The 24,798-nt window shown below is 71.3% G+C and carries 23 protein-coding genes, 1 tRNA gene and 1 pseudogene; 14 read left to right on the top strand and 11 right to left on the bottom strand.

Annotation, left to right across the window (positions count from 1 at the left end):
- Window positions 1-620: pseudogene (locus tag GT045_RS39540) on the bottom strand (hypothetical protein); the annotation flags it as partial.
- Window positions 621-630: 10 nt separating this feature from the next.
- Window positions 631-1,671, bottom strand: a complete 1,041-nt coding sequence (locus GT045_RS08235) for an SMI1/KNR4 family protein (RefSeq protein ID WP_161286887.1) — start codon at window positions 1,669-1,671, stop codon at window positions 631-633.
- Between the two features lie 307 nt (window positions 1,672-1,978).
- On the opposite strand from GT045_RS08235, the gene GT045_RS08230 reads away from it, so the two are divergent.
- Entirely contained in the window at window positions 1,979-2,494 is a 516-nt protein-coding gene (locus tag GT045_RS08230; protein WP_161286888.1) for a YwqJ-related putative deaminase, read from the top strand.
- 254 nt (window positions 2,495-2,748) lie between these two features.
- Window positions 2,749-3,282, top strand: a complete 534-nt coding sequence (locus tag GT045_RS08225) for an SUKH-3 domain-containing protein (protein ID WP_161333768.1) — start codon at window positions 2,749-2,751, stop codon at window positions 3,280-3,282.
- A 180-nt stretch (window positions 3,283-3,462) separates the two neighbouring features.
- Here GT045_RS08225 and GT045_RS08220 read toward each other — a convergent pair whose 3' ends face one another.
- Entirely contained in the window at window positions 3,463-4,788 is a 1,326-nt protein-coding gene (locus GT045_RS08220; RefSeq protein ID WP_161333767.1) for a histidine kinase, read from the bottom strand.
- 384 nt (window positions 4,789-5,172) lie between these two features.
- On the opposite strand from GT045_RS08220, the gene GT045_RS08215 reads away from it, so the two are divergent.
- The 6 genes from GT045_RS08215 to GT045_RS08190 all read left to right on the top strand — a co-directional run bounded on the left by GT045_RS08215 (window position 5,173) and on the right by GT045_RS08190 (window position 10,147).
- A tRNA-Gln gene (locus GT045_RS08215) sits at window positions 5,173-5,243 on the top strand.
- Window positions 5,244-5,378: 135 nt separating this feature from the next.
- Window positions 5,379-6,827 (top strand): bifunctional UDP-N-acetylglucosamine diphosphorylase/glucosamine-1-phosphate N-acetyltransferase GlmU, encoded by a 1,449-nt coding sequence (gene glmU / locus GT045_RS08210; RefSeq protein ID WP_161293836.1) that lies wholly within the window; start codon window positions 5,379-5,381, stop codon window positions 6,825-6,827.
- A 154-nt stretch (window positions 6,828-6,981) separates the two neighbouring features.
- Entirely contained in the window at window positions 6,982-7,962 is a 981-nt protein-coding gene (locus GT045_RS08205; protein ID WP_161293838.1) for a ribose-phosphate diphosphokinase, read from the top strand.
- A gap of 205 nt (window positions 7,963-8,167) precedes the next feature.
- Window positions 8,168-8,761 carry a 50S ribosomal protein L25/general stress protein Ctc gene (locus GT045_RS08200; protein WP_161333766.1) on the top strand — a complete coding sequence of 198 codons (594 nt, stop codon included), beginning with the start codon at window positions 8,168-8,170 and terminating at the stop codon, window positions 8,759-8,761.
- Between the two features lie 90 nt (window positions 8,762-8,851).
- Entirely contained in the window at window positions 8,852-9,454 is a 603-nt protein-coding gene (gene pth / locus GT045_RS08195; protein WP_161333765.1) for an aminoacyl-tRNA hydrolase, read from the top strand.
- Window positions 9,455-9,652: 198 nt separating this feature from the next.
- A complete protein-coding gene (locus GT045_RS08190; RefSeq protein WP_237538438.1) occupies window positions 9,653-10,147 on the top strand; it encodes a hypothetical protein in 495 nt (164 codons plus the stop codon).
- Window positions 10,148-10,262: 115 nt separating this feature from the next.
- Here GT045_RS08190 and ppc read toward each other — a convergent pair whose 3' ends face one another.
- Complete coding sequence (gene ppc / locus GT045_RS08185) at window positions 10,263-12,995, bottom strand: phosphoenolpyruvate carboxylase (protein ID WP_161294820.1); 2,733 nt, start codon at window positions 12,993-12,995, stop codon at window positions 10,263-10,265.
- Between the two features lie 301 nt (window positions 12,996-13,296).
- Here ppc and GT045_RS08180 point away from each other — a divergent pair, with 301 nt between their 5' ends.
- On the top strand, window positions 13,297-14,304 hold the full coding sequence (locus GT045_RS08180) for a fatty acid desaturase (protein ID WP_161333764.1): 1,008 nt from the start codon (window positions 13,297-13,299) through the stop codon (window positions 14,302-14,304).
- Window positions 14,301-14,978 (top strand): TetR/AcrR family transcriptional regulator, encoded by a 678-nt coding sequence (locus tag GT045_RS08175; RefSeq protein ID WP_161294816.1) that lies wholly within the window; start codon window positions 14,301-14,303, stop codon window positions 14,976-14,978. The genes GT045_RS08180 and GT045_RS08175 overlap by 4 nt, the downstream gene beginning before the upstream one ends.
- A 68-nt stretch (window positions 14,979-15,046) precedes the next feature.
- Here GT045_RS08175 and GT045_RS08170 read toward each other — a convergent pair whose 3' ends face one another.
- Window positions 15,047-15,859, bottom strand: a complete 813-nt coding sequence (locus GT045_RS08170; protein ID WP_161294814.1) for a trans-aconitate 2-methyltransferase — start codon at window positions 15,857-15,859, stop codon at window positions 15,047-15,049.
- 89 nt (window positions 15,860-15,948) lie between these two features.
- Between GT045_RS08170 and tamR the strand changes: the two genes are divergently transcribed.
- Window positions 15,949-16,446: a MarR family transcriptional regulator TamR gene (gene tamR / locus GT045_RS08165; protein ID WP_161294812.1), complete on the top strand. Its 498-nt coding sequence runs from the start codon at window positions 15,949-15,951 to the stop codon at window positions 16,444-16,446.
- 175 nt (window positions 16,447-16,621) lie between these two features.
- Here the strand turns inward: tamR and GT045_RS08160 are convergent, their stop codons facing one another.
- Complete coding sequence (locus tag GT045_RS08160) at window positions 16,622-17,395, bottom strand: response regulator transcription factor (RefSeq protein ID WP_345942579.1); 774 nt, start codon at window positions 17,393-17,395, stop codon at window positions 16,622-16,624.
- A gap of 296 nt (window positions 17,396-17,691) precedes the next feature.
- Here GT045_RS08160 and GT045_RS08155 point away from each other — a divergent pair, with 296 nt between their 5' ends.
- Entirely contained in the window at window positions 17,692-18,135 is a 444-nt protein-coding gene (locus tag GT045_RS08155; protein WP_161333763.1) for an N-acetyltransferase, read from the top strand.
- Between the two features lie 63 nt (window positions 18,136-18,198).
- Here GT045_RS08155 and GT045_RS08150 read toward each other — a convergent pair whose 3' ends face one another.
- The 5 genes from GT045_RS08150 to galT all read right to left on the bottom strand — a co-directional run bounded on the left by GT045_RS08150 (window position 18,199) and on the right by galT (window position 22,479).
- Entirely contained in the window at window positions 18,199-18,855 is a 657-nt protein-coding gene (locus tag GT045_RS08150) for a hypothetical protein (protein ID WP_161333762.1), read from the bottom strand.
- A complete protein-coding gene (locus tag GT045_RS08145; RefSeq protein ID WP_161333761.1) occupies window positions 18,855-19,103 on the bottom strand; it encodes a hypothetical protein in 249 nt (82 codons plus the stop codon). Before GT045_RS08145 ends, GT045_RS08150 begins: the two co-directional genes overlap by 1 nt.
- A 192-nt stretch (window positions 19,104-19,295) precedes the next feature.
- Window positions 19,296-20,459, bottom strand: coding sequence for a galactokinase (gene galK, locus GT045_RS08140; protein ID WP_161333760.1), 1,164 nt, complete (start codon window positions 20,457-20,459; stop codon window positions 19,296-19,298).
- On the bottom strand, window positions 20,459-21,421 hold the full coding sequence (gene galE, locus GT045_RS08135) for a UDP-glucose 4-epimerase GalE (protein WP_161333759.1): 963 nt from the start codon (window positions 21,419-21,421) through the stop codon (window positions 20,459-20,461). Before galE ends, galK begins: the two co-directional genes overlap by 1 nt.
- Window positions 21,418-22,479 (bottom strand): galactose-1-phosphate uridylyltransferase, encoded by a 1,062-nt coding sequence (gene galT, locus GT045_RS08130; protein WP_161333758.1) that lies wholly within the window; start codon window positions 22,477-22,479, stop codon window positions 21,418-21,420. The genes galE and galT overlap by 4 nt, the downstream gene beginning before the upstream one ends.
- A gap of 180 nt (window positions 22,480-22,659) precedes the next feature.
- On the opposite strand from galT, the gene GT045_RS08125 reads away from it, so the two are divergent.
- Both GT045_RS08125 and GT045_RS08120 read left to right on the top strand, forming a co-directional pair.
- The gene (locus GT045_RS08125; RefSeq protein WP_161333757.1) at window positions 22,660-24,351 is read left to right on the top strand and encodes a sodium:solute symporter family protein; all 1,692 of its coding nucleotides are present in this window, start codon (window positions 22,660-22,662) and stop codon (window positions 24,349-24,351) included.
- 21 nt (window positions 24,352-24,372) lie between these two features.
- A complete protein-coding gene (locus GT045_RS08120) occupies window positions 24,373-24,714 on the top strand; it encodes a hypothetical protein (RefSeq protein ID WP_161294796.1) in 342 nt (113 codons plus the stop codon).
- Window positions 24,715-24,798 lie beyond the last annotated feature (84 nt).

Below are 24,798 nucleotides of genomic sequence, written 5' to 3'. Positions count from 1 at the left end.
GCCCCACCCACACCGGAGGGAGCCCCGCCCGGAACCGGCGCCTCGCCGGCCGGGGCCGGCCCACCATCGGCGACCGGCACCCGATCGGAGACCGCACCGGGACCGGCACCATGACCAAGATCAAGACCAAGACCAGCACCAGCACCGGCACCGGGCCCCGCATCGGCGCCCGCAGCCGCCGGCGCATCAGCCGCCGCACCCGGCGCCGCATCCGCCGCCGCACCCGCCGGCCGCCGGTCACCCAGGCCCAGCTTGTCCGCGGCCTCCTGCAGCCACTCCGGAGGAGTCAGCAGGAACGACGTCTGGTTGAGGTCCAGGCGGGCGGGGGCGGACGGCGGAACGGCGTCCCGCGGCTCACCGGCACCGCCGTACTCCTCCTCGTACCGGCGGATCACCTCACCCACCGGCAGCGCCGGCCACAGGGTCGCCTCCCCGCTGTCCCGGGCGATGACGAGCCGCTGGCCTCCCGCGTCCGAACGCGGGCCCTCCGCCCGGTCCTCGCCCCACACCACGAACCCCAGCTCGAACTCCCGCACCCGTACCTCGCGGTGCTGGTACGCCGGGACGTCGCCGTTGATCCACTCCTCGGCGCGCTCCTGCGCCTGCGCGTAGGTCACCATCGCCTGAAGCTCACTCCCCTACCGGGCCGGAGGACGCCGAGCCGGAAGACACCGGGACGACACGGGCGAAACCGCCGTCCACCATCAGATTGGCCACCGTCTCCAGCTCCGGCGGATTGCCGGCCAGCCGGGACAGGAAGGCGTCGAAATCGTCACCGCACGGCAGCAGCAGACGCTCCACCCGCTCCGCCGGCGACCACGACGGATCCACGTCCCGCACATCGTCGTACGCGCAGAACCACACCGTGCCGAGCCGCTCGCCCTTCACCTTCACCGCGACCAGGCCGCCCTGTACGAAGCCCACCGCGAGGTAATCCTTCGTCAGGTGGTCGCGCAGACACTTGTTCACGTACACCAGGTCGTTCACGGCGGCCTCGTCCCGCACCGTGAAGAACGGCTGGTCCAGCAGCAGCCCCAGCTCGGCGTCCAGTGCCGCGCCCACCGGCGCACAGCCGCCCGCCGCCTTCAGGAACGAGCGGTAGGCGCCGGGCAGCCGGTAACCCAGCTCCTCCTCGACCCCCTGCACCTGTCCCTCGGTCACCGCCACACCCGACTTCGGCAGCCCGAAGTGCACCGGCCGCGACTCCTGCAACGGCCGCGTCCCGCGCTTGGCGTGATCCACCGTCGTCGTCGCCACCCCGCCGTGATGCCGCAGCAGCGCCTTCACCTCGACCGGAATCAGTTCCAGCCGCCGCGTGCCCGGTGCGTGATGCCACGTCCAGCCGTGCGGCGTCGCCACGTCCGGCACCGTGTCCCACAACTCGTGCCCCGCCGCCGCCAGTGCCGCGTTCGCCGACACGTAGTCCGTCAGCCGCAGCTCGTCGACCCCGAAGCCCTCCGGCGGCTCGGCGATCTCCACCGCCACGCGCGCGTAGGGCGCGAAATCCGGGTAACCGCGCTCGTCGACACGTACCCCTCTCGGGTGACGTGCCGCCCGGACCGGATCGGGGAAATGCACGACCTGCCCGGCGTACGCCGCGTTCGGCGGCGCGGCTTGTCCCCCGGCCTGGCGGCTGGGCGGCGCCCCCAGCCCGAGCCGACCTGTCGTCATGACGGTTGCCCCCTGAGGCGTTCTCTCTGGCCTGAACGGCGGTGTCGATCGCGGATGCCGACAGCCTATGCGGTACGCGAACCCCGGTCACCGGCCGCCGCGTCCCCGCGTCATCGCGCCCTCCCGGCACGGCTGAGCGAGCGGCCGGCGTGCGAAGCGGAACCTCCCGGTGCCTCCGTGACCAGCCGTCACCCCGCCGTCACACCCCGCCCGGAACGGGCGTGTCGCAGCGCCCCAGCTTCCGCACCAGCCACGGCATTTGGCACCCTGTGTCCTTCGGGGGGATGCCCGGGGAGGAAAGACGATCATGAATGCCTTGCAGACCGGAGGTGCCGACGTGCGGGCCGGCGACCCTCGCATCGACTGGAGCAGCACCGACACACCCCCCGCCCCGGCCCTCCGGCACCGGCGCGACGGCATCCTGCCCACCGTCGCCGCCGCCCTGTCCGTGCGCGGCGCCACCCTCACCGGCACCGCCGCCCGCGGCGACCAGAGACCGGCCCTGCACCACCTCGTCCAGGACTTCCTCGACACCCTCACCAGCGCCCAGCGCGACCGCTTCACCGGCCGCTGCGCCGAGACCATCCTCATCTCCCGGCACATCGCCGCGGCCGACGCCGCCCGCAGCAAACGCGCCGCCCGCAGACCGATGACCAACGGCGAAGCGCGCAAAGCACTCAAGCAGGCCAAACTCACCGCCCGGCGTATACGAGAGGTCGGGGACCCCCTGCACGGCAGCTTCGCCAGCCCGTGCCGGGCCTGCACCGCCCTCAGCGCCCATTTCGGCGTCCGCATCGTCGACCCGGCCGCAACCGACGACTGATCACGCCCGTCCCTCCACAGCGGAACCACCCACCACGGCGGACCCACCGACCGACCCCATCGGCACCCACCACGGCGGATCCGCCGACCCACACCATCGGCACCCACCACCACGGCGGGCCCACCGACCGACCTCATCGGCACCACCCGAAGCACCCGCACCACACCGCACCACCACGAACACCAGCCGCACCAGAAGCACCCGCACCGGCACCCGCACCGGCACCGGCACCCCGCACGACGAACGAAGGGCAGATGCACCCCGACCGCGCCTCCTCCCCCCAGCACCCGGCTCCGCCCGCGCAGGGGGCCGCCCCGCCGCGCTTCCCCGTGCCGGCCGACGCCGCCCTGCGCGCCGCCGGCTGGCAACCCGGACGCTGGGACATAAAACAGGCCGAGATCTGGGCCGACACCCTGCGCGAACACACCTCACCCGCCGGACACCGGCACACCGTGTTCCCCGCAGCCGTCGAGGCCTGGGCCGAATTCGGCGGCCTGCGCATCGCGCCCACCGGCCCCGGCCGCCAGATCGCCCCCGCCGTGCTCGACCTCGACCCCCTGCACGGCCTCCACCTCGCCCGGACCCTCGGCGACCTCGGCCGCGCCCTCGGCACCGAGCTGTGCCCCCTCGGCGAGGAGACCGACACCGCCGCCCTCCTCGCCATCGACGCCGAAGGCCGCGTCTACACCATCGACCACACCGGCGACTGGTACGCGGGCCCCGACATCGACCGCGCCCTGACCACGCTCATCACCGGTATCCAGCCGGTACGCCTCACCGCGGGCTGACCACCGGCGCGCCGGACGGGACCGGCGCAGGCACAGCCCCCCGTCATGGCCGGCGGGCGCGCCCCGGATCAGCTGGGCGTCCGCGCAGACGGTGACGCAGCGGGCGGCGACGCACCCGCCGCAGCTGCGGCCCGCGGCCCGGCCGCACGACGCCCGCCCCCGCTCTCGGGGGGGGCGGCCCTACCCCGCCGGGATCACCGCCGACACCCGGAAGCCACCCGCGTCCGTCGGTCCCGACACGAACACACCGCCGAGCGCCACGACCCGCTCCCGCATCCCCACGAGGCCGTTCCCACCCGACGGCAGCCCCGCCGCCGACGCCGAGGCCGGCTCCGACGGCGGCTCGTTCTCCACCTGCATCGCGATCTCCGACATCCGATGCGCCAACCGCACATGCGTCTTCGCACCCGCCGCGTGCTTGTGGACGTTCGTCAGCGCCTCCTGCACCACCCGGTACGCCGTCTGCTCGATCTCCGGCACGTACGACCGCGCCTCCCCCTCCACCGACAGGTCCACCACCATCCCCGCGGCAGCCGACTGCCCGACCAGCTCCTCCAGCTCCGACAGACACGGCCCCTCCGCCGCCCCCGCCGCCTCGAGGTCCACGGCGGCCGCCCTGGACGCCGCCTCCGCGGCCGCCTCCCCGACCGCCGCCAACGGCACCTCCGCCGACCGCCGGCCGGTGTCCTCCCCCGCCCGCAGCACACCGAGCATCTCGCGCAGCTCCGTCAACGCCTGCCGGCCCATGTCACCCACCAGAGCGGCGTTCTTCACCGCCTTCTCCGGATCCTTCCGCGCCACCGCCTGCAACGCCGCCGCGTGCACCACCATCAGACTCACCCGGTGCGCGACCACGTCGTGCATCTCCCGCGCGATCCGCGTCCGCTCCTCGCCACGCGCCCACTCGGCCCGCTCCTCCGCCCGCTCCGCGAGCAGCTGGAGTTCCCGCTCCAGCGAGTCCGCCCGCTCCCGCAGGCTCTCCATCAACCGCCGCCGCGCCCCGACGTACAGGCCCAGCAGCACCGGCGGAGCCGTCAGCCCCAGCGCGGTCGTCACCGCGGCGAACGGCACGAACCAGTCACCGAGCGTCAGATCCCCGCGCGCCATGTCCTGCCGTACCCGCACGAACGTCACGATCGCCGTGCCGAGCAACGACATCCCCGCCAACGACCCGATGACCCGCCTCGGCAGCTCGCACGCCGCCAGTGTGTACAGGCCGACGACCCCCATCAGGAAGCCCATCTCCGCCGGTGTGATCGCGATCGCCACCAGCACCACGGCGAGCGGCCACTTCCGGCGCACCAACAGCACCGAACCGGCCACCAGCCCGAACACGATCCCCGCGGACACCGGGATTCCGGCCTCCCGGGCGAACGGGATCCCCTCCGCGGCGCACTCCACGGCGGACACCACCGCGAGGGCTCCGTCGAGCACCGCGCTGCGCCACCTCGCCCACCACCAGGGGCCGGTCAGGGCCCTGGCGTGATCTTCCCCCGTCGTGGTCATGTCTCCAGCCTACGGGCGAGGGCTGGGGCTTTTCCGGTGAGTTTCCCCTACCTCCACACACCACACTCCGTGACCGGACAGCCCCGGAACCACCCGATGTCCCGCGAACCGGCGGCCCTTCCCGCGCTGCACCAGAAGCGACAGTTCCGGCCCGGTCGGCGTCCGGGGACGACCGGGGCACGCCCCGCCCGGCCGGCCTTCCCGGGCGGGCGGCACGGCCCCTGGGCCGATCCGCGGGGACGGGGGCGACGGCCGCCCGAGCCGCCTCGTGATCAAAGTCCCGGAGGGCGCCGACTCGTACCGTCGCATCCGGGGGTCCGGGTACGGCATAGTGGAGGCCGCACGTGAAGCTGATCAGCAGATTCGGACTTAGCGTGCACTTCTTCCCGGATCGTCTAAGGGCAGGACAAACGGTTTTGGTCCGTTGAATGAGGGTTCGAATCCTTCTCCGGGAGCCCACAGCACACAAAACCTCGGTACGGGTCCTGACCGGCGAACGCCCCCGTCAGGGCCCGCACTCATGCCCCCCGGAAGTCCCCCCGGTATCCTGCGGCTGTCACCCCCACCCATCAAAGCCGAAGGGCAACCCCGTGAGCGCCATCCGCCCGGCCGCCGTCGTCGTTCTCGCAGCGGGTGAGGGCACCCGTATGAAGTCGGCGACACCGAAGGTCCTGCACGACATCTGCGGCCGTTCCCTGGTCGGCCATGTCCTGGCCGCAGCCCGTGAGTTGGAACCCGCGAACCTGGTGGTCGTCGTGGGTCACGCCCGCGAGCAGGTCACCGCGCACCTGGCCGAGGCCGACCCCGGTGTCCGCACGGCCGTCCAGGCCGAGCAGAACGGCACCGGCCACGCCGTCCGCATGGGCCTGGAGGAGCTGGGCGGTGCCGTGGACGGGACCGTGGTCGTCGTCTGCGGGGACACCCCCCTGCTGACCGCCGACACGCTCGCGCGGCTCGCCGGGACCCACCAGGCGGACGGCAACGCCGTGACCGTCCTGACCGCCGAGGTGCCGGACGCGACCGGTTACGGCCGGATCGTGCGCGACGAGGCGACGGGTGCGGTCACCGCGATCGTGGAGCACAAGGACGCGACCGACGCCCAGCGGTCGATCCGCGAGATCAACAGCGGGGTGTTCGCCTTCGACGGGCAGCTGCTGGCGGACGCGCTGAAGCGGGTGCGGACGGACAACAGCCAGGGTGAGGAGTACCTCACGGACGTGCTCGGGATCCTGCGGGAGGCCGGGCACCGGGTGGGGGCCTCGGTGGCCGGTGACCACCGGGAGATCGCCGGGATCAACAACCGGGTGCAGCTCGCCGAGGCACGGCGCATCCTCAACGACCGGCTGCTGACGCGGGCGATGCTGGACGGTGTCACCGTCGTGGATCCGGCGTCGACGTGGGTGGACGTGTCGGTCACGTTCGAGCGTGACGTGCTGGTGCACCCGAACACGCTGCTCACGGGGTCGACGCACCTCGGGGAGGGCGCGGAGGTCGGCCCGAACAGCCGCCTGAAGGACACCCGCGTGGGTGCGGGGGCGCGGGTGGACAACACCGTGTCGGACGGCGCCACGGTGGGGCCCGAGGCGTCGGTGGGGCCGTACGCGTACCTGCGGCCCGGTACGCGGCTCGGCGTGAAGTCGAAGATCGGCACCTACGTGGAGACGAAGAACTCGTCGATCGGCGAGGGGACGAAGATTCCGCACCTGTCGTACGTGGGCGACGCGACGATCGGTGACTTCACGAACATCGGCGCGGCGAGCGTGTTCGTGAACTACGACGGCGAGAACAAGCACCACACGACCGTCGGGTCGCACTGCAAGACGGGCTCGGACAACATGTTTGTGGCTCCTGTCACGGTCGGGGACGGTGCCTACACCGCCGCCGGGTCCGTGATCACGAAGGACGTGCCCCCCGGTTCGCTGGCCGTGGCCCGTGGCCAGCAGCGGAATATCGAGGGCTGGGTGGCGCGCAAGCGTCCCGGGAGCGCGTCGGCGAAGGCGGCCGAGGCGGCGTCCCGGCAGGGCGACGGCGAGGACTGACCGGAAACGGGTGCGCCAAACACGGCGTACCGTGATAAGTGCACATCCGCACGTGTGCATCCTGCACCCTTACCAGCTGAGACGGCCTCTTCTGCCCAGCCGAGAGGTCGCCGAGCAGCCGGCTGGCTGAGACAACCTCTGAGGAGACAGTGCTGTGACCGGGATCAAGACGACCGGCGAGAAGAAGATGATGTTCTTCTCCGGCCGCGCCCACCCCGAGCTTGCCGAGGAGGTCGCCCAGCAGCTGGGTGTCGGGGTCGTCCCGACGAAGGCCTTCGACTTCGCGAACGGTGAGATCTACGTCCGTTACCAGGAGTCGGCCCGTGGTGCGGACTGCTTCCTGATCCAGAGCCACACGGCTCCGATCAACAAGTGGATCATGGAGCAGCTGATCATGATCGACGCGCTGAAGCGCGCGTCGGCTCGTTCCATCACCGTGATCGTGCCGTTCTACGGTTACGCGCGGCAGGACAAGAAGCACCGGGGCCGTGAACCCATCTCGGCGCGTCTGATCGCGGATCTGATGAAGACGGCGGGTGCCGACCGCATCCTGACGGTGGACCTGCACACGGACCAGATCCAGGGCTTCTTCGACGGGCCGGTGGACCACCTGTTCGCGCTGCCGCTGCTGGCGGACTACGTGGGCCGCAAGGTGGACCGGACGAAGCTGACGGTGGTGTCGCCGGACGCGGGCCGGGTGCGGGTGGCGGACCGGTGGTGCGACCGGCTCGGTGCGCCGCTGGCGATCGTGCACAAGCGGCGTGACAAGGACGTGGCGAACCAGGTGACCGTCCACGAGGTCGTGGGTGAGGTCGAGGGCCGGGTGTGCGTCCTGGTCGACGACATGATCGACACGGGCGGGACCATCTGCGCGGCGGCCGACGCGCTGTTCGCGCACGGCGCCGAGGACGTCATCGTGACCGCCACGCACGGTGTGCTGTCGGGTCCGGCCGCGGACCGGCTGAAGAACTCCCGGGTGAGTGAGTTCGTGTTCACGAACACGCTGCCGACGCCGGCGGAGCTGGGCCGGGACCTGGACAAGATCACGGTGCTGTCGATCGCTCCGACGATCGCGAGTGCGGTGCGTGAGGTGTTCGAGGACGGGTCGGTGACCAGCCTCTTCGACGAGCAGTGAGGTTTCTGCGGCGCCGTCGCCGGCGTTAGCCGTTGATCCTTTTGGGCGCGGCCTCCCCCTCCGAGTAGACTGACGCAGTTGCTCGGCGAGGGAGGCCGCGTTCGTTTCGTACGAACGTGGCGGTCCGTTATCGACGCGCTCTTCGTAGCAGGCCGTTCGTGGCCGGGTGACCACGTCCGTTCCAGTACTGCGAGGAGTGATCAACATGTCCGAGGTGAAGCTCGCCGCCGAGACCCGGTCCGAGTTCGGCAAGGGTGCGGCCCGTCGCATCCGCCGTGAGAACAAGGTTCCGGTCGTTCTCTACGGCCACGGCACCGAGCCGGTGCACCTGACCCTGCCGGGTCACGAGCTGCTGCTGGCGCTGCGTACGCCGAACGTCCTGATCTCCCTGGACATCGACGGCAAGACCAACGAGCTGGCGATCCCGAAGGCCGTGCAGCGTGACCCGCTGAAGGGCTTCCTGGAGCACGTCGACCTGCTGCTGGTCAAGCGGGGCGAGAAGGTCACGGTCGAGATCCCGGTGCAGACCGAGGGCGAGCTGGCCGCGGGTGGCAACCTGCTCGAGCACGTTCTGAACGCGCTGCCGGTCGAGGCCGAGGCCACGCACATCCCCGAGGCCGTCACGGTCTCCGTCGAGGGCCTGGAGGCCGGTGCCTCCATCCACGCCAAGGACATCACGCTGCCTTCCGGTGTGACCCTGGCCGTCGACGAGGACGCCGTCGTCCTGCAGGTCCTCGCCGCGCAGGCGGAGGAGACCGAGGGTGAGGAGACCGAGGGCGAAGAGGCCGCCGAGGCCTGATCCTCGTCTTCGGGGTGCGAACCCCGTAGTCGTCGTCTCGTCAGCCGCTGTCCCCTGTGGGGGGCAGCGGCTGGCGCGTATCAAGGAGACATGGACGTGACCACTCCCGTAGGCGGCCCCTGGCTCATCGTCGGGCTGGGCAATCCCGGGCCGGAGTACGCCATGAACCGGCACAACGTCGGCTTCATGGTGGCGGACCTGCTCGCGGAGCGGATCGGGGGGAAGTTCAAGCGGGCGGGCAAGGCGCAGGCGCAGGTGCTGGAGGGGCGGATCGGTCCGGCGGGGCCGGGCAGCCGCCGGGTGGTGCTGGCCAAGCCGATGTCGTACATGAACCTCTCCGGCGGTCCGGTGAACGCCCTGCGGGACTTCTACAAGGTGCCGCCGGCGAACGTCGTCGCGGTCCACGACGAGCTGGACATCGACTACGGCACGCTGCGGCTGAAGCTGGGCGGCGGGGACAACGGGCACAACGGTCTGAAGTCGATGACGAAGGCGATGGGGCCGGAGTACCACCGGGTGCGGTTCGGGATCGGCCGGCCGCCGGGGCGGATGCAGGTGGCCGACTTCGTGCTGAAGGACTTCTCGTCGGCGGAGCGCAAGGAGCTGGACTACCTCGTGGACCGCGCGGCGGACGCGGTGGAGTGCCTGGTGGCGGAGGGCCTGGAGCGGGCGCAGAGCGCGTACAACTCCTGAGGCGCGGAGCGCGTGCGACTCCTGAGGTGCGCGGCGCGTGCGACTGGCGGTCGGCGGAGGGCGTCGTACGACTCACGAACGGCAAAGGGCGTCCTACGACTCACGAGTGGCGGAGGGCGTCGTACAACTCCTGACTTGTCCGTGCAGGTCGGCCGCCGGAGTTGACCGGCCGTAGGGGTATGGCCAATGATCCCGGCCATGCCCGCCACAGCCAGTACCGCTCGTCAGGCGTCCGTGTCCGCGCTGCGGTTCGGGCGGGTCGCGGCGATGGGTGCGGTCGCCGCGCTGATCCTGTTCGCCGGGGTGTGGGGTTCCTGGGGAACCGCACAGCACGTGATGCTGACCAAGGGGCGGGAGCGGGGGACGCTCCGGGTGGCGCGGTGCGCGGGGGGCGTGTGCGACGGCCCGTTCGCGCCGGCGTCGCCGGGGGCGCGTCCACGCGCGCGTGTGGAGATCGAGAAGTCCGTCGCGGTGCACGCGGGGACGACGTACGACGTGGTTCTGAAACCGGGTACGGGGGACGCGGTGCGGTCCGGGCCGGCGGGGATCCTGTTCGCCTGGGTGCCGCTGGGCGGGGCACTGCTGCTGGCCTCGGTGGTGGTCGCGGGCGGCATGCGGCTGGCCCGGCCCGCGTGGGTGCTGGGGCTCGCGGGGGCGGGGCTGCTGACGGCGGCGTTCGTGGCGTTGCAGTAGCGGGCCCCGGCCGAGAGGTGGGGCGGGTTCGGCGTGCCGGGCCCGCGGTGGCCGGGAACGCGGGTGCCCCCGGGGTCGTACGACCCCGGGGGCACCTTTGTCGTGCCGCGGCGGGTCAGCCGGTGTTGCGCAGGCCGGCGGCCACGCCGTTGACCGTGAGGAGCAGGGCGCGGGCGAGCAGCGGGTCGGGTTCGACGCCGGCCGCGGCGGCGTCGCGCTGCCGCTTGAGCAGGGTGACCTGGAGGTAGGAGATCGGGTCCAGGTAGGCGTCGCGGATGGCGAAGGTCTGCTTGAGGTCGGGCTGGGCCTGGAGGAGTTCGTCCTCGCCGGTGATGCGCAGCACCTCGGCGACGGTCAGTTCGTGTTCGGCCTTGATGGTGTCGAACACGTGCTTGAGCTCGTCGGGGACGAGGGTGTCGACGTAGTGCTGGGCGATCCGCAGGTCCGTCTTGGCGAGGGTCATCTCGACGTTGGAGAGGAAGTTGCGGAAGAAGTGCCACTGTTCGCGCATCTCGTCCAGGACGGTGTCCAGGCCGGCTTCGCGCAGCGCCTTGAGGCCGGAGCCGACACCGAACCAGCCGGGGACGATCTGCCGGGACTGGGTCCAGCCGAACACCCACGGGATGGCGCGCAGGCCGTCGAGGCCGGCGCCGCTGTCGGGCCTCCTGGACGGGCGGGAGCCGAGATGGAGGTCGGCGAGCTGGTCGACGGGGGTGGAGGCGAAGAAGTAGGCGGGCAGGTCCGGGTCCTCCACCAGGCGGCGGTAGGCGCCGTGGGCGGCGTCGGAGACGACGTCCATGGCGGCGTCCCAGCGGGCGAGGGCCTCGTCGGACTGGCGGGGGGCGGTGTGCAGGGCGGACGCCTGGAGCGTGGCGGCGACGGTCAGTTCCAGGTTCTCGCGGGCGAGGGAGGGGATGAGGTACTTGTCGGAGATGACCTCGCCCTGCTCGGTGACCTTGATCTCGCCCTCCAGGGTGCCCCAGGGCTGGGCGAGGATGGCGTCGTGGGAGGGGCCGCCGCCGCGGCCGACGGTGCCGCCGCGGCCGTGGAAGAGGCGCAGCCGGACGCCGTAGCGGTGGGCGACGTCGCGCAGCCGGCGCTGGGCGCGGTGGATCTCCCACTGGCTGGTGGTGATGCCGCCGAACTTGGAGGAGTCGGAGTAGCCGAGCATGACCTCCTGGACGTCACCGCGCAGCGCGACCAGGCGCCGGTAGGACGGGTCGGAGAGCATGTCCTCCAGGATGGTGTCGGCGGCCTTCAGCTCGTCGGTGGTCTCCAGGAGGGGGACGATGCCGATCTTCGCCCAGCCGGCGTGCAGGTCGATCAGGCCGGCCTCGCGGGCGAGGACGGCGGCGGCGAAGACGTCGTCGGCACCCTGGCACATGGAGATGATGTAGGACTCGATGACCTCGGGGCCGAAGACCTCCAGGGCCTTCCTGACGGTCCCGAAGACGCCGAGGGTCTTGGTGCCGGCCGCGTCGACGGGCGCCGGGGTGGGGGCGAGGGGCCTGCGCGACCTGAGCTCCTTGGCGAGGAGCCTGGCACGGTAGTCGCGGGGCATGTCGGCGTAGCGCCAGGATTCCTCGCCGAGCCGGTCGAAGAGCTGGCCGAGGGCGTGGTGGTGGGCGTCGGCGTGTTCGCGGACGTCCATGGTGGCGAGCTGGAGGCCGAAGGCGGCGAGGGTGCGGATGGTGCGCGCGAGCCGGCCGTCGGCGAACAGGCCGCCGCGGTGTGCGCGCAGGGACACCTGGATGATCCGCAGGTCCTTCAGCAGCTCGCCGGTGCCGAGGTAGTCGCGGCCGGTCTCGTGCGGGGTGCCGGTGGCGAGGCGCTGCTTGGTGTTCTCCAGCTTCTGCCGGATGCAGGTGGCCTTGAGCCGGTAGGGCTCCTCGGCGTTGAGGCGCTTGTAGCGGGGGCTGATCTCGGGGAGCAGCTCCAGGTCGGCCTTGAGGGAGTCCAGCAGTTCCTCGGTGGCCCCTGCGTAGCGGATGGAGTTGGAGAGCAGGCCGCGCAGTTCGTCGATCATCTCCAGGGCGTCGTTGATGCCGTGCTCGTGCTGGAGGATGAGGACGTCCCAGGTGACCTGGGGGGTGACGTTGGGGTTGCCGTCGCGGTCGCCGCCGATCCAGGTGCCGAAGGTGAGCGGGCGGGTGTCGTCGGGGAGCTTGACGCCGACGCGTTCCAGTTCGGCGGTGAGGTCCTCCAGGACGTCACCGACGGCGCCGGCGTGCAGTTCGTCGAGGTAGTAGATGGCGTTGCGGGCCTCGTCGGCCGGCTCGGGGCGTACGACGCGCAGCTCGTCGGTCTGCCAGACGAGGTCGATGTTCTCGGCGAGGCGGATGTCGTGGCGGCGGCGGTCGGAGTCGAGGACGGGGGTGTCCAGGAGCTCGGCGACGCGCCGGAGCTTGTTGAGGACCGAGCGGCGTGCGGCCTCGGTGGGGTGGGCGGTGAAGACCGGACGCACGTTGAGGTGCTGGACCGTCTGGCGCAGGTGCTCGGGGTCCGCGTCCTTGAGCCGGTCGGCGGTGCGGGCGAGGAGGCCGCCCTCGGCGGCGCGGCGGGCGCGCAGTTCCCGGCCGCGGTGCACCTGCTCGGTGATGTTGGCGAGGTGGAAGTAGGTGGAGAAGGCACGGACCAGCTTGGCCGCGGTCTCCAGTTCGGTGCCGCGCAGCAGCTCGGCGGCGGCGTCGCCGTCCTCTCGGGTGAGGCGGCGGACCTTCTCGACCAGTTCGAGGAGCTCGGGGCCCTCCTGGCGGACGAGGGTCTCTCCCAGGAGGTCACCCAGCCGGCGGATGTCGGCGCGCAGCTCGGTGCTGGTCGTGGTGGTCTGGTCGTCGGCACTGCTCACAGGTGCGGCTCCTTGCAGTGTTGAAGCTCGTCTGGAGGGGAACCCGGCCGGCTACCGCGCGGCGGGCGCCGCATACGGGCCGGAGCGTCCGGGAAGGAAACTTCAGCGGACCGCGCTGTCCGACCGAGACCAAGGATAGGTGGCGATGTGGACGCGCAGGCTCTGGGGCTCTTGCCGCCGCGTGACACGCTGCCATACTTACGACGCCGTAGGTTACGGGACCGTAGGGAAGTACCGTCGAGTCCCGCCCGGTCCCGGCGGCTCGCACTCGTCTTGACCCTCGACCCCACAGGGGACGCGCATGACCTCAAGTTCCGACGTGATCGAAGAAGCCCGTAAGGCCAACGACACATCTTCCCCCTCCGCCACGCTGGGCGGCGAGCAGAAGCGTTCGATCGAGCAGATCACGCTGCTCCTGTTCATCATCGTGCCGTTCGTGGCACTGGTGGCGGCCGTGCCGCTGGCCTGGGGCTGGGGGGTGAGCTGGCTCGACCTGGGCCTGCTGGTCTTCTTCTACTTCCTGGGGTGCCACGGCATCACGATCGGTTTCCACCGGTACTTCACCCACGGTTCGTTCAAGGCCAGACGGCCCTTGCGGATCGCGTTGGCGATCATGGGGTCGATGGCGGTCGAGGGCCCGCTGGTGCGCTGGGTGGCCGACCACCGCAGGCACCACAAGTTCTCGGACGCCGAGGGTGACCCGCATTCGCCCTGGCGTTTCGGGGAGACGCTGCCGGCGCTGATGAAGGGCCTGTGGTGGGCGCACATCGGCTGGATGTTCGACGAGGAGCAGACCCCGCAGGACAAGTACGCGCCGGATCTGATCAAGGACAAGGCGATCCGGGCGATCTCCCGTCAGTTCGTCCTCTGGACGGCCCTGTCGCTGGCGCTGCCGCCGCTGATCGGGGGTCTGGTGACGATGTCCTGGTGGGGCGCGTTCACCGGATTCTTCTGGGGATCACTCGTACGGGTGGCGCTGCTGCACCATGTGACGTGGTCGATCAACTCGATCTGCCACGCCGTGGGCAAGCGGCCCTTCAAGTCGCGGGACCGTTCGGGCAACGTGTGGTGGCTGGCGGTCCTGTCCTGCGGCGAGTCCTGGCACAACCTGCACCACGCCGACCCGACCTCGGCGCGCCACGGCGTGATGCGCGGCCAGATCGACTCGTCGGCCCGGTTCATCCGCCTGTTCGAGCTGCTCGGCTGGGCGTACGACGTCCGCTGGCCGTCGCGCTCGCGTATCGATTCGCGGCGTCACGACGGGGAAGGCGACTCCCGGCGCCGGACGGAGGCGGCCGGGACGGCATGATTGACGCCGTGGCGACCGACTCCAGCAGCACTTCCAGCAACGACAAACCGCGGCGGACCCGCCGGACTCGTATGACCGGTGCCGAGCGCCGCCAGCAGCTGCTGGAGATCGGTCGCACCCTCTTCGCGGCCAAGGGCTTCGAGGGCACGTCGGTGGAGGAGATCGCGGCGAAGGCCGGGGTGTCCAAGCCGGTGGTGTACGAGCACTTCGGCGGCAAGGAGGGGCTGTACGCGGTCGTGGTGGACCGCGAGATGCGGCGCCTGCTGGACATGGTGACCGGCTCGCTGACCGCCGGTCACCCCCGTGAGCTGTGCGAGCAGGCGGCGTTCGCCCTGCTCGACTACATCGAGGAGTACACGGACGGTTTCCGCATCCTGGTGCGGGACTCCCCCATCCCGCAGTCCACGGGCTCGTTCGCCTCGCTGATCTCGGACATCGCCACCCAGGTGGAGGACATCCTGGGCCGTGAGTTCAAGAGCCGGGGCTTCGACCCGAAGCTCGCCCCGCTCTACGCGCAGGCCCTGGTCGGCATGGTCGCGCTGACCGGCCAGTGGTGGCTGGACGTACGCCGCCCGAAGAAGGCGGAGGTGGCCGCCCATCTGGTGAACCTGGCGTGGCACGGCCTGGACGGGCTGGAGCAGAAGCCGCGGCTGATAGGGCACCGGAAGAGCTGACCGCATCAGGAAGAGCTGCCCGCGCACCGGAGGAGCCGGGGTGGCCGGAAGACCCGGCCGCCGCGGGTTCACTCCCCCCTGACGGCCACGGCGAACAGCCTGCGGAACGGCAGGACCGTGCCGTACGGCGCACTCGGGTAGGCCGTGCGCAGCAGGTCCCGGTACTCGGTGAGGAACGCGTCGCGGGCCTCGGGGTCGTCGGCGAGTGCGGTCAGAACGGGCCGCAGGCCGGTGCCCTTCACCCAGTCGAGGACCGGATCCACGCCGGTGAGGACGTGGTGGTAGGTGGTCTGCCACACGTCGGCCGTGCAGCCGAGGCGGGTGAGGCGGTCCAGGTAGACGCCGGGGGCGTGGACGGAGTCCGTCCGCCGTACGACGTCGGCGAGGCGGGTGTGCCAGCGGGGGCCGGCGGCCAGCTCACGCATCAGGGCGTGCAGCGGGGCGTCGATGTTGTCGGGGATCTGGAAGGCGAGGGAGCCGCCGGGTTCGAGGGCGTCGACCCAGTCCCCGAACCGGTCGGCGTGGCCCGGCACCCACTGGAGGGTGGCGTTGGAGACGATCAGGTCGTACGGCTCCCCGGGCGTCCAGCTGCGCAGGTCGGCGTGGGCGAAGTCCAGCCGGCCGCCGCCGGGTGTGGGCCCCTCGTGCTCGACGTGGGCCTTGTCGAGCATCTCGGGGGAGTTGTCGTACCCGGTGATGCGGGCGGTGGGCCAGCGGTCGGCGAGCAGGACGGTGACGTTGCCGGGGCCGCAGCCGAGGTCGGCGATGCGGGGGCGGGCCCGGCCCGGGTCGGGGATCCGCGCGAGGAGGTCGGCGTAGGGGCGGGCCCGGTGGCCGGCGTGGCGGAGGTACTGGGCGGGGTCCCAGGTGGGCTGTGTCATGCCCTTCACCCTTCCCTCCACACTATCTCGATGTCAAGACACTCGACATCAAGAGACTTCATGTCGACACAACCACTACACTGATCCTCATGGAGGACGAGGTCGATCGGCTGGTCGCAGCGTGGCGCCGGGAGCGCCCGGACCTCGACGTGGAGCCGCTGGAAGTGCTGAGCCGGGTGAGTCGCCTCGCCCGGCACCTGGATCGCGCCCGTCGGCTCGCCTTCGCCGAGCACCAGCTGGAGCCCTGGGAGTTCGACGTGCTGACCGCGCTGCGGCGCGCGGGCACGCCGTACCAGCTCTCCCCCGGCCAGTTGCTCACCCAGACGCTGGTCACGTCGGGCACGATGACCAACCGGATCGACCGGCTCGCGAAGAAGGGCCTGGTGGGACGGCTGCCCGACCCCAGCGACCGGCGGGGCGTACTGGTCCGGCTGACCGACGAGGGCCGGGACCGCGCGGACCAGGCGCTGGCGGGCCTGCTGGAGCAGGAGCGGGCGATCCTCGCCGAGCTGTCCCGCGCCCAGCGCGCGGAACTGGCCGCCCTGCTGCGCGGACTGACCGCGCCGTTCGACAACATCCCCGGCTAGCGGCCCGCGGGCGGGTACGCGCGGGGCCGGTAGCCGGTGGACACGCACGGGGCGCACATGGGCTGGTACCCGGCGGGCACGCACGAGGCGCATGGGGGCCGTACCCCGGCGGACACGCACGGCACGCGCAGAACCACGACCGCAAGGTGCGGCGGGGCGGGACGGGGCGGGGCCGTCAGGCGCTGTTGGTCTCCTCCGGCAGGATCCGCCCGCCCGGATCCAGGTCCGCCGGGCCCACCCCCGCCCGCCGCGCCAGCGCGACGGCGGCCAGCGTGGAGTGGACGCCCAGCTTGCCGAGGACGTTCTGCATATGGGTGCGCACGGTGTGCGGGGAGAGGAACAGCCGCTCGGCGACGGCCTTGCGGCCGAGTCCGGCGACCATGCAGCGCAGCACCTCCCGCTCCCTCGGGGTGAGCGACTCCACCAGGCGTTCGCTCTCGCTACGGTGCCGACGGGCGGCCGTCAGTTCCTTCAGGACGCCGGTGAGCAGCGCGGGCGGCAGGTGCGTCTCGTCGCGCAGCACTCCGCGGATCACCGTCAGCAGCCTGGACAGCGAGCAGTCCTTGGCCACCCAGCCGGAGGCGCCGGCCTGGAGGGCGAGGGCCGCGCGGCGCGGGTCGTCCTTCTCGGCGAGGACGACGATGCGTACGGCGGGCTGGGCGGTGCGGACCCCGGCGACGAGGGAGATCCCGTCGACCAGGCCCTCCTCGTTGCCCTCCCGCACCGGTACGGCCGGGCGGGCGCCGGGCAGGTTGCCGCCCAGGTCGGCGTCGACCAGGAGGACGTCGTAGCGACGGCCCTCTCCGGCCGCGCGGTCCAGGCAGCGCAGCGCGGCCGGGCCGCTGCCGGCGGCGAAGACGTCGACGTCGGGCTCGGCGGCCAGGGCGGCGGCGAGCGACTCGGCGAAGATGCGGTGGTCGTCGACGACCAGGACGCGGATACGAACCACGAAACCCCCTTCCCCAGGCTCCGCTCGGAGCAGGGGTCACCAAGGTCCGGAAAGCTCCGGAGCAGGTCCGGAGAACGATGACCGATGCGGGTACGACAACCGCGGACAAGGGTGCGCACCGCACGGCCGCCGCCGTTGCGGAGAGTGCTACCCCCACCGTGGGCGCCGTACCCGCCCGTCTCGCCCCCTGAGCGGCACCGGCCCCCACCCGGTGCTGTTCCACAGAGTACGGATGTGAGCACGCAGCGGAAGGAGATTTGCAGAACTGGCCGACCGGGATGTTTATCGTGTGGCGCATGTTTCGTATTGAGACGGAAGTCGACGAAGCCCGACGTGATCTGCTCCGCTCGCGACTGCGGGAGACCAACACGGCGGCGTCCCCGGTGCTGGCGGCCCTGCGCGGCACGCCCGGCGAACGCGAGGTCCCGCTCCACGTCTGGGCGCTGGACGCAGCCGGCGAGCTGGCGGGCGGGCTGGTCGGGCACACCTGGACGGTCTGGCTGCACGTCGGCTACCTGTGGGTGGACGCAGCCCACCGCGGGACGGGCCTCGGCGCACGACTCCTCACCGAGGCCGAACGCATCGCCACGGCCGACCGGGGCTGCACGGCGTCCCGCCTGGAGACGTGGGACTTCCAGGCCCCCGGCTTCTACCGGAAGCAGGGCTACGAGGTGGCGGGCGTGATCCCCGACTATCCCCCGGGCACCACGGAATACATCCTGACGAAAACCCTGACCTGACGACGGGTCACCCCCGCGGGACAAGGAGAGATGTCGGCACGGGACCGTGTCCACCGTCTGCCGTCAGCGCTTCCCGTAGCGCGGCAGCTTCTCCGGGAAGTCGCGGGGGGCCTTGCACTCGGCGGCCCCGTAGGCGTGTTCGGTGAGCTGGTAGGCGAAGTCGGTCAGTGCCTGGCGTAGTGCCATCCCCTTGGCCTTGGCCGGCCCGTCGACCCACGCCTCTCCGACGACCGCGTACGGCTGGGTGGCGTTGTAGGAGGGGACACCGGGCGGAGCGCAGGGCACGTACACCGATGAGGTGCCCGCGCCCGGGTCGAGCTGAGCCAGCGCGCCGATGTCACCCACGGACACGTGGATCACGTGCTTCTGCCCGGACTCCCGGTAGCTCTTCAGCCATTCCTGCGGGCCGGCGGGTGCCACCCTCACCTCCCCGGAGAGCAAGGAGTCGTTGCTGGTGGTGACGTGACACCAGAGCCGGAGGCCGGCCCCCGCGCCCGTGCGGTCAGAGCCGGTGTCGGCCGATCGCGCATCCGGGAGCACCCGCTCGACCGTGTCCCGCGCCAGAGCGCCCCCGCACATCTTGTCAGGCAGCAGATAGAGCCCCTTGTTGAGGAACGCCCATCCAGCACCGCAACAGAACGTCAGCGCCGCGAAGAACAGCACCAGTACTTTCCAGGCCGGCCAGGAGGACAGTGGCCGGCTCCTTCCGGGCTCCCCCACTACGGACGCTCCTTGACGTTGCGCAGGTACTCACTGCCGGCGTCCCAGCCTTCGTCGACCGCGTTTCCCACCAGATCACCGGCGCTGCCGCCGGGCAGGTCGACATGGTGCCTGGCGACCGCATCCGCTGCCGACCACTGCGTCTGCTGGCTGACGGAGTACCGCATCGCGTAAAGGTCCTCGGCGCTCGTGTACAGCCCGTTGTCCTTCGCGCCATGCATCTGCTGACCCCCGGTCAACCGGTCCACGGCTCCCTTGGCGACCGCTCCAGCCGTTCCCTCGCGGATGTTCCCTCTCCTCCCCCGCCGTCCCCGCCTCCCGCCGAGGTCCGACACCGCGGGGCCGGCCACGCACCTTACCCGGTTCCTCTCAACCGCTCTGCGGCGTATCGGCACTTGAGGAGCCAGGTGAGGCGGGGGGCCGGGGGTGTCGGGGTGGGGTCAGGTGAGGCGGTGGGCTCCGGGGGACGGGAGGGCCTCGAAGACGCGCGGGGGTGTGAGGCCGGACGCGGTGAACGCCTCCTCGGTCGCCTTCGTCACCGCGTCCACGTCCGCCGCCTCCGTCAGGACGATCGCCGAGCCGCCGAAGCCGCCGCCCGTCATGCGCGCCCCCAGGGCGCCGGCGGTCAGGGCCGTGTCGACGACCAGGTCCAGCTCCGGGCAGGAGACACGGAAGTCGTCGCGCAGGGAGGCGTGGCCCTCGGTGAGGACCGGGCCGATCGCGCGGGTGTCGCCGGAGCGGAGCAGGGAGACCACCCGTTCCACCCGGTCGTTCTCCGACACCACGTGGCGGACCAGGCGGACGACCTCCTCCTCGTCACCGAGGCGGGCGAGGGCCGCGTCCAGGTCGGCGTACGGGACGTCCCGCAGGGCACCGACGCCGAGCAGGGCCGCGCCCTGCTCGCAGCCCGCCCGGCGCTTGCCGTACTCCCCGCCGCTGTGGGCGTGCTTGACCTGGGTGTCCACGACCAGCAGGCGCAGGCCCTCGGCCGCGAGGTCGAAGGGGATCTGCCGCTGGGACAGGTCGCGGGTGTCCAGGAAGAGCGCGTGACCCTGTGCGCAGCAGGCCGACGCCGTCTGGTCCATGATCCCGGTCGGGGCTCCGACGTAGACGTTCTCGGCGCGCTGGCACAGCCGGGCCAGCTGCCGGCGTGGCAGGCCCGGTCCGTACAGATCGTCCAGGGCCAGGGCGATCACGACCTCCAGCGCGGCGGACGAGGACAGGCCCGCGCCCGTGGGGACCGTGGAGGAGAGGTGGACGTCGGCGCCGGTGATCTCGTGGCCCGCCTCGCGCAGCGCCCAGACGACGCCCGCCGGGTACGCCGTCCAGTTGTCGTCGCTGCGCGGGGCGAGGGTGTCCAGCCGCAGTTCCGTGACCCCGTCGCTCCCGCCGCCGATGTCCGCCGAGTGCAGACGCAGGACGCCGTCCGTGCGGCGGGAGACCGCCGCGAGCGCCTGGTGCGGCAGCGCGAACGGCATGACGAAGCCGTCGTTGTAGTCGGTGTGCTCGCCGATGAGGTTGACGCGGCCCGGTGCCGCCCACACCCCTTCCGGTTCCGTCCCGTACAGCTGCGTGAAGCGCTCCGCGACCTGCTCTGCCCCCACTAGTGCTCCTTCGAGTGGCGGCGCGTGAACTCCCACGCGTCCGCGACGATGCCGGCGAGGTCCGCACGGGCCGGGTTCCAGCCCAGCCGCTCGCGGGCGGTGTCCGCGGAGGCGACCAGGACGGCGGGGTCGCCGCCCCGGCGGGGCGCCACCACCTCGGGGATCGGGTGGCCGGTGACCGCGCGGACGGTCTCGATGACCTCGCGGACGGAGAAGCCGTTGCCGTTGCCGAGGTTGCAGATCAGGTGCTCGCCCGGGGCGGCGGCCGCCAGGGCCAGCAGGTGGGCGTCGGCCAGGTCGGCGACGTGGATGTAGTCGCGGACGCAGGTGCCGTCGGGGGTCGGGTAGTCGTCGCCGTAGACCGAGATCGCCTCGCGCCGACCCTGGGCGACCTGGAGGACGAGCGGGATGAGGTGGGACTCGGGGTCGTGCCGCTCGCCGCAGTCGCCGTAGGCGCCGGCGACGTTGAAGTAGCGCAGTGACACCGCGGCCAGGCCGTGGGCGGCGGCCTCACCGGTGATCATGTGGTCGACGGCGAGCTTGGAGGCGCCGTAGGGGCTGGTGGGTTTCGTCGGGGCGCTCTCCAGGATCGGGACCTGCTCGGGCTCGCCGTAGGTGGCCGCGGTGGAGGAGAAGACCAGCTTGCGGACGCCCGCCTCGCGCATGGCCCCGAGGAGCGCCATGGTGCCGCCGACGTTGTTGTCCCAGTACTTCTCCGGCTTCACCACCGACTCGCCGACCTGCGAGAAGGCGGCGAAGTGCAGGACGCCGTCGAAGGAGCGGTCGAGCCACTTGGCGGCGTCGCGGATGTCGCCCTCGACGAACGCGGCGCCCGCGGGCACGCCCTCGCGGAAGCCGGTGGAGAGGTTGTCGAGGACCGTGACCTCGTGGCCGGCCTCCAGCAGATGCTGGGCCACGACACTGCCGACGTATCCCGCGCCACCCGTCACCAGGTACTTCATGAACTCGCTACCTCTCGCAGTCGCTCGGCCGCGCGTTCCGGCGGCACGTCGTTGATGAACACGTTCATGCCGGACTCGGAACCCGCGAGAAACTTCAGCTTGCCGGAAGTGCGGCGGATGGTGAAAAGCTCGAGGTGGAGCGCGAAGTCGTCGCGTGTCGCACCGCCGGGCTCCGCCGGCGCACCGAACGGGGCCTGGTGCCAGGCCGCGATGTAGGGCGTCGGAGGCTCACCCTCGCCGAAGATACGGTCGAAGCGCCCCAAGAGTTCCAGATAGACCTGGGGGAACTCCGAGCGCGCCGCCTCGTCGAGCGCGAGCAGGTCGGGCACGCGGCGCTTCGGGTACAGGTGGACCTCGTAGGGCCAGTGCGCCGCGTACGGCACGAAGGCCGCCCAGTGTTCACTCTCAAGGACGACCCGCTCACCGGCCAGTTCCCGTTCCAGGACGGCGTCGAACAGGTTCTGCCCGCCGGTCGCCTCCCGGTGCGCGGCGAGCGAGCGGAGCATCCGCGCGGTGCGCGGGGTGGTGAAGGGATAGGCGTAGATCTGCCCGTGCGGGTGGCCCAGGGTCACGCCGATCTCGGCGCCGCGGTTCTCGAAGCAGAACACCTGCTCGACGGAGGGCAGGTGGGACAGCTCCGCGGTGCGGTCGGTCCACGCGTCCAGCACCAGGCGCGCCTGCTCGGCGGTCAGGTCCGCGAAGGAGGCGTCGTGGTCGGAGGTGAAGCAGACCACCTCGCAGCGGCCCGAGTCGCCGGCGAGCGAGGGGAACCGGTTCTCGAAGACGACGACGTCGTACGAGGTGTCCGGGATCTCGCTGAGCCGGTCGCCGCGCGTGGGGCACAGCGGGCACTCGTCGGCCGGCGGATGGTAGGTGCGGCCCTGGCGGTGCGAGGCGACGGCCACGCTGTCGCCGAGCAGCGGGTCGCGGCGGATCTCGGAGGTGGTGACCGTGCGCTCCAGGGGGCGCCGGTCGGCCGCGTCGCGCACGGCGTCGTCCCGGAGGTCGTAGTAGATCAGCTCACGACCGTCGGCCAGCCGGGTCGAGGTCTTCTTCACGCCGGACTCCTCTACGTCCCGCACCCAATCACTCAACACAATCAAACATAACAGACCACAACTCGACAACACCGAGGATCATCACAATCAAACAAAGAACACCAACAGAAGTGTTCAATTACTGAACATGACGGCGTAGGTTTCCGCTCTGATCAGTTCGCGCAACGAAGCGAGTTCTTCATGCAGACCCCCCAGCACGCCACCGCCGACCTGGCGGCGGGGCTACGGCTCCCCACCAACTGGCTGGACTACACGATCCTGGCGATCTACTTCGTCGTCGTCCTCGGCATCGGCTTCGCGGCCCGCCGCTCGGTGAAGACCAGCCTCGACTTCTTCCTGTCCGGACGCTCGCTGCCCGCCTGGATCACCGGCCTCGCCTTCATCTCGGCGAACCTGGCGGCCACCGAGATCCTCGGCATGGCAGCGAACAGCGCCCAGTACGGCGCCTACACCGTCCACTGGTACTGGATCGGCGCCATCCCCGCCATGGTCTTCCTGGGCCTGGTGATGATGCCCTTCTACTACGGCAGCAAGGTCCGCTCGGTCCCCGAGTTCCTGCTGCTGCGCTTCGACAAGGCCGCCCACCTGCTCAGCTCGATCCTGTTCGCGTTCGCGGCGATCCTGATCGCGGGCGTCAACCTCTACGCCCTCGCGATCGTCGTCGAGGCCCTGCTCGGCTGGCCGCAGTGGGTCGCCATCGTCGTCGCCGGCGCCTTCGTGCTCGCGTACATCACCCTGGGCGGGCTGTCGTCGGCGATCTACAACGAGGTGCTCCAGTTCTTCGTGATCCTGGCCGCCCTGATCCCCCTCACCATCCTCGGCCTGAAGAAGGTCGGCGGCTGGGGCGGCCTGACCGACAAGCTCACCGCGACCCACGGCGGCGACTTCACCACCGCCTGGGGCGGTACCGGGATCGGCCATGCCAACCCGCTGGGCGCCAACTGGCTCACCATCGTCCTCGGCCTCGGCTTCGTGCTCTCCTTCGGCTACTGGACCACCAACTTCGCCGAGGTGCAGCGCGCCCTGTCCGCGAAGAACCTCTCCGCCGGACAGCGCACCCCGCTGATCGCCGCCTACCCGAAGATCTTCATCGTCTTCCTGGTGATGATCCCGGGCCTGGTCGCCGCCGCGCTCGTGCCGAAGATCGGCACGGCCGGCTCGGGCCTGCAGTACAACGACGCCATCCCCTACCTGATGCAGGAGCTGCTGCCCAACGGCGTGCTCGGCATCGCGGTGACCGGCCTGCTGGCGGCCTTCATGGCGGGCATGGCGGCGAACGTGTCGTCCTTCAACACCGTGTTCACCAACGACATCTGGGCCAAGTACGTGGTCCGCGGCCGTGAGGACGCGTACTACGTCCGCTTCGGCCGCCTGATCACCGCGATCGGGGTCTGCTGCTCCGTCGGCACGGCGTTCCTGGCCTCGTCGTTCTCGAACATCATGAGCTACCTCCAGACGCTGTTCTCCTTCTTCAACGTGCCGATGTTCGTGGTGTTCATCGTCGGTATGTTCTGGAAGCGCGCGTCCGCCAAGTCCGGCTTCTGGGGCCTGCTCGCCGGCACCGTCACAGCCATGGTCAACTACTTCGTCCTCTACAAGAAGGGCGTCATCTCCATCCCCACCGACCAGGGCGCCAACTTCGTCTCCGCGATCGCGGGCTTCGTCGCCGGCGCCGTGGTGATGGTCCTGGTGTCCTTCTTCACCGAGGCGAAGCCGGCGGAGGAACTGCAGGGCCTGGTCTACGGCACCCGGTCCCCCGGCATGACCGAAGCGCCCGCCGCCGGCGACGACGCGTGGTACCGCAAGCCCGCCCTGCTGGGCTGGGGCGCGGTCGTCCTCGCCGCCGCCTGCTACATCCCGTTCTCGTTCTGACCCGGGAGGATCGAGGAACCCATGACCGAGCACCCCGAACAGCCCCGCAGGCCGCACTACACCGAGCAGGACCTCCAGCGGGAGGTCACCGAGCTGGAGACCCGGTCGGCGACCGCGGCCCGCATCTTCGACCTGCGCCGCATCATCGGCGGCCTGTTCGTCCTCTACGGTGTCATCGTCACCATCACCGGCATCACCGACTCCCAGGCCGCGATCGACAAGGCCGAGGGCGTCAACATCAACCTCTGGACCGGGATCGGCATGCTGCTCCTGGGCATCTTCTTCCTGGCCTGGCTGAAGCTCCGGCCGACCCCGCCGGCGCCTCCCGCACAGGAACCGCAGGAGGAACCGCCGGCGCGGTAGCGCCCGGCACCGCGGGAGGAGCCGCCGGCGCGGTGGCGTCCAGGACCGCGAGGGCCCTGGCCCGGTGCGGGCGCGGCGGGGCTA

Source organism: Streptomyces sp. SID486 (assembly GCF_009865385.1).
Lineage (GTDB): Bacteria > Actinomycetota > Actinomycetes > Streptomycetales > Streptomycetaceae > Streptomyces.
This window is presented reverse-complemented; position numbering and strand designations above follow the sequence as displayed.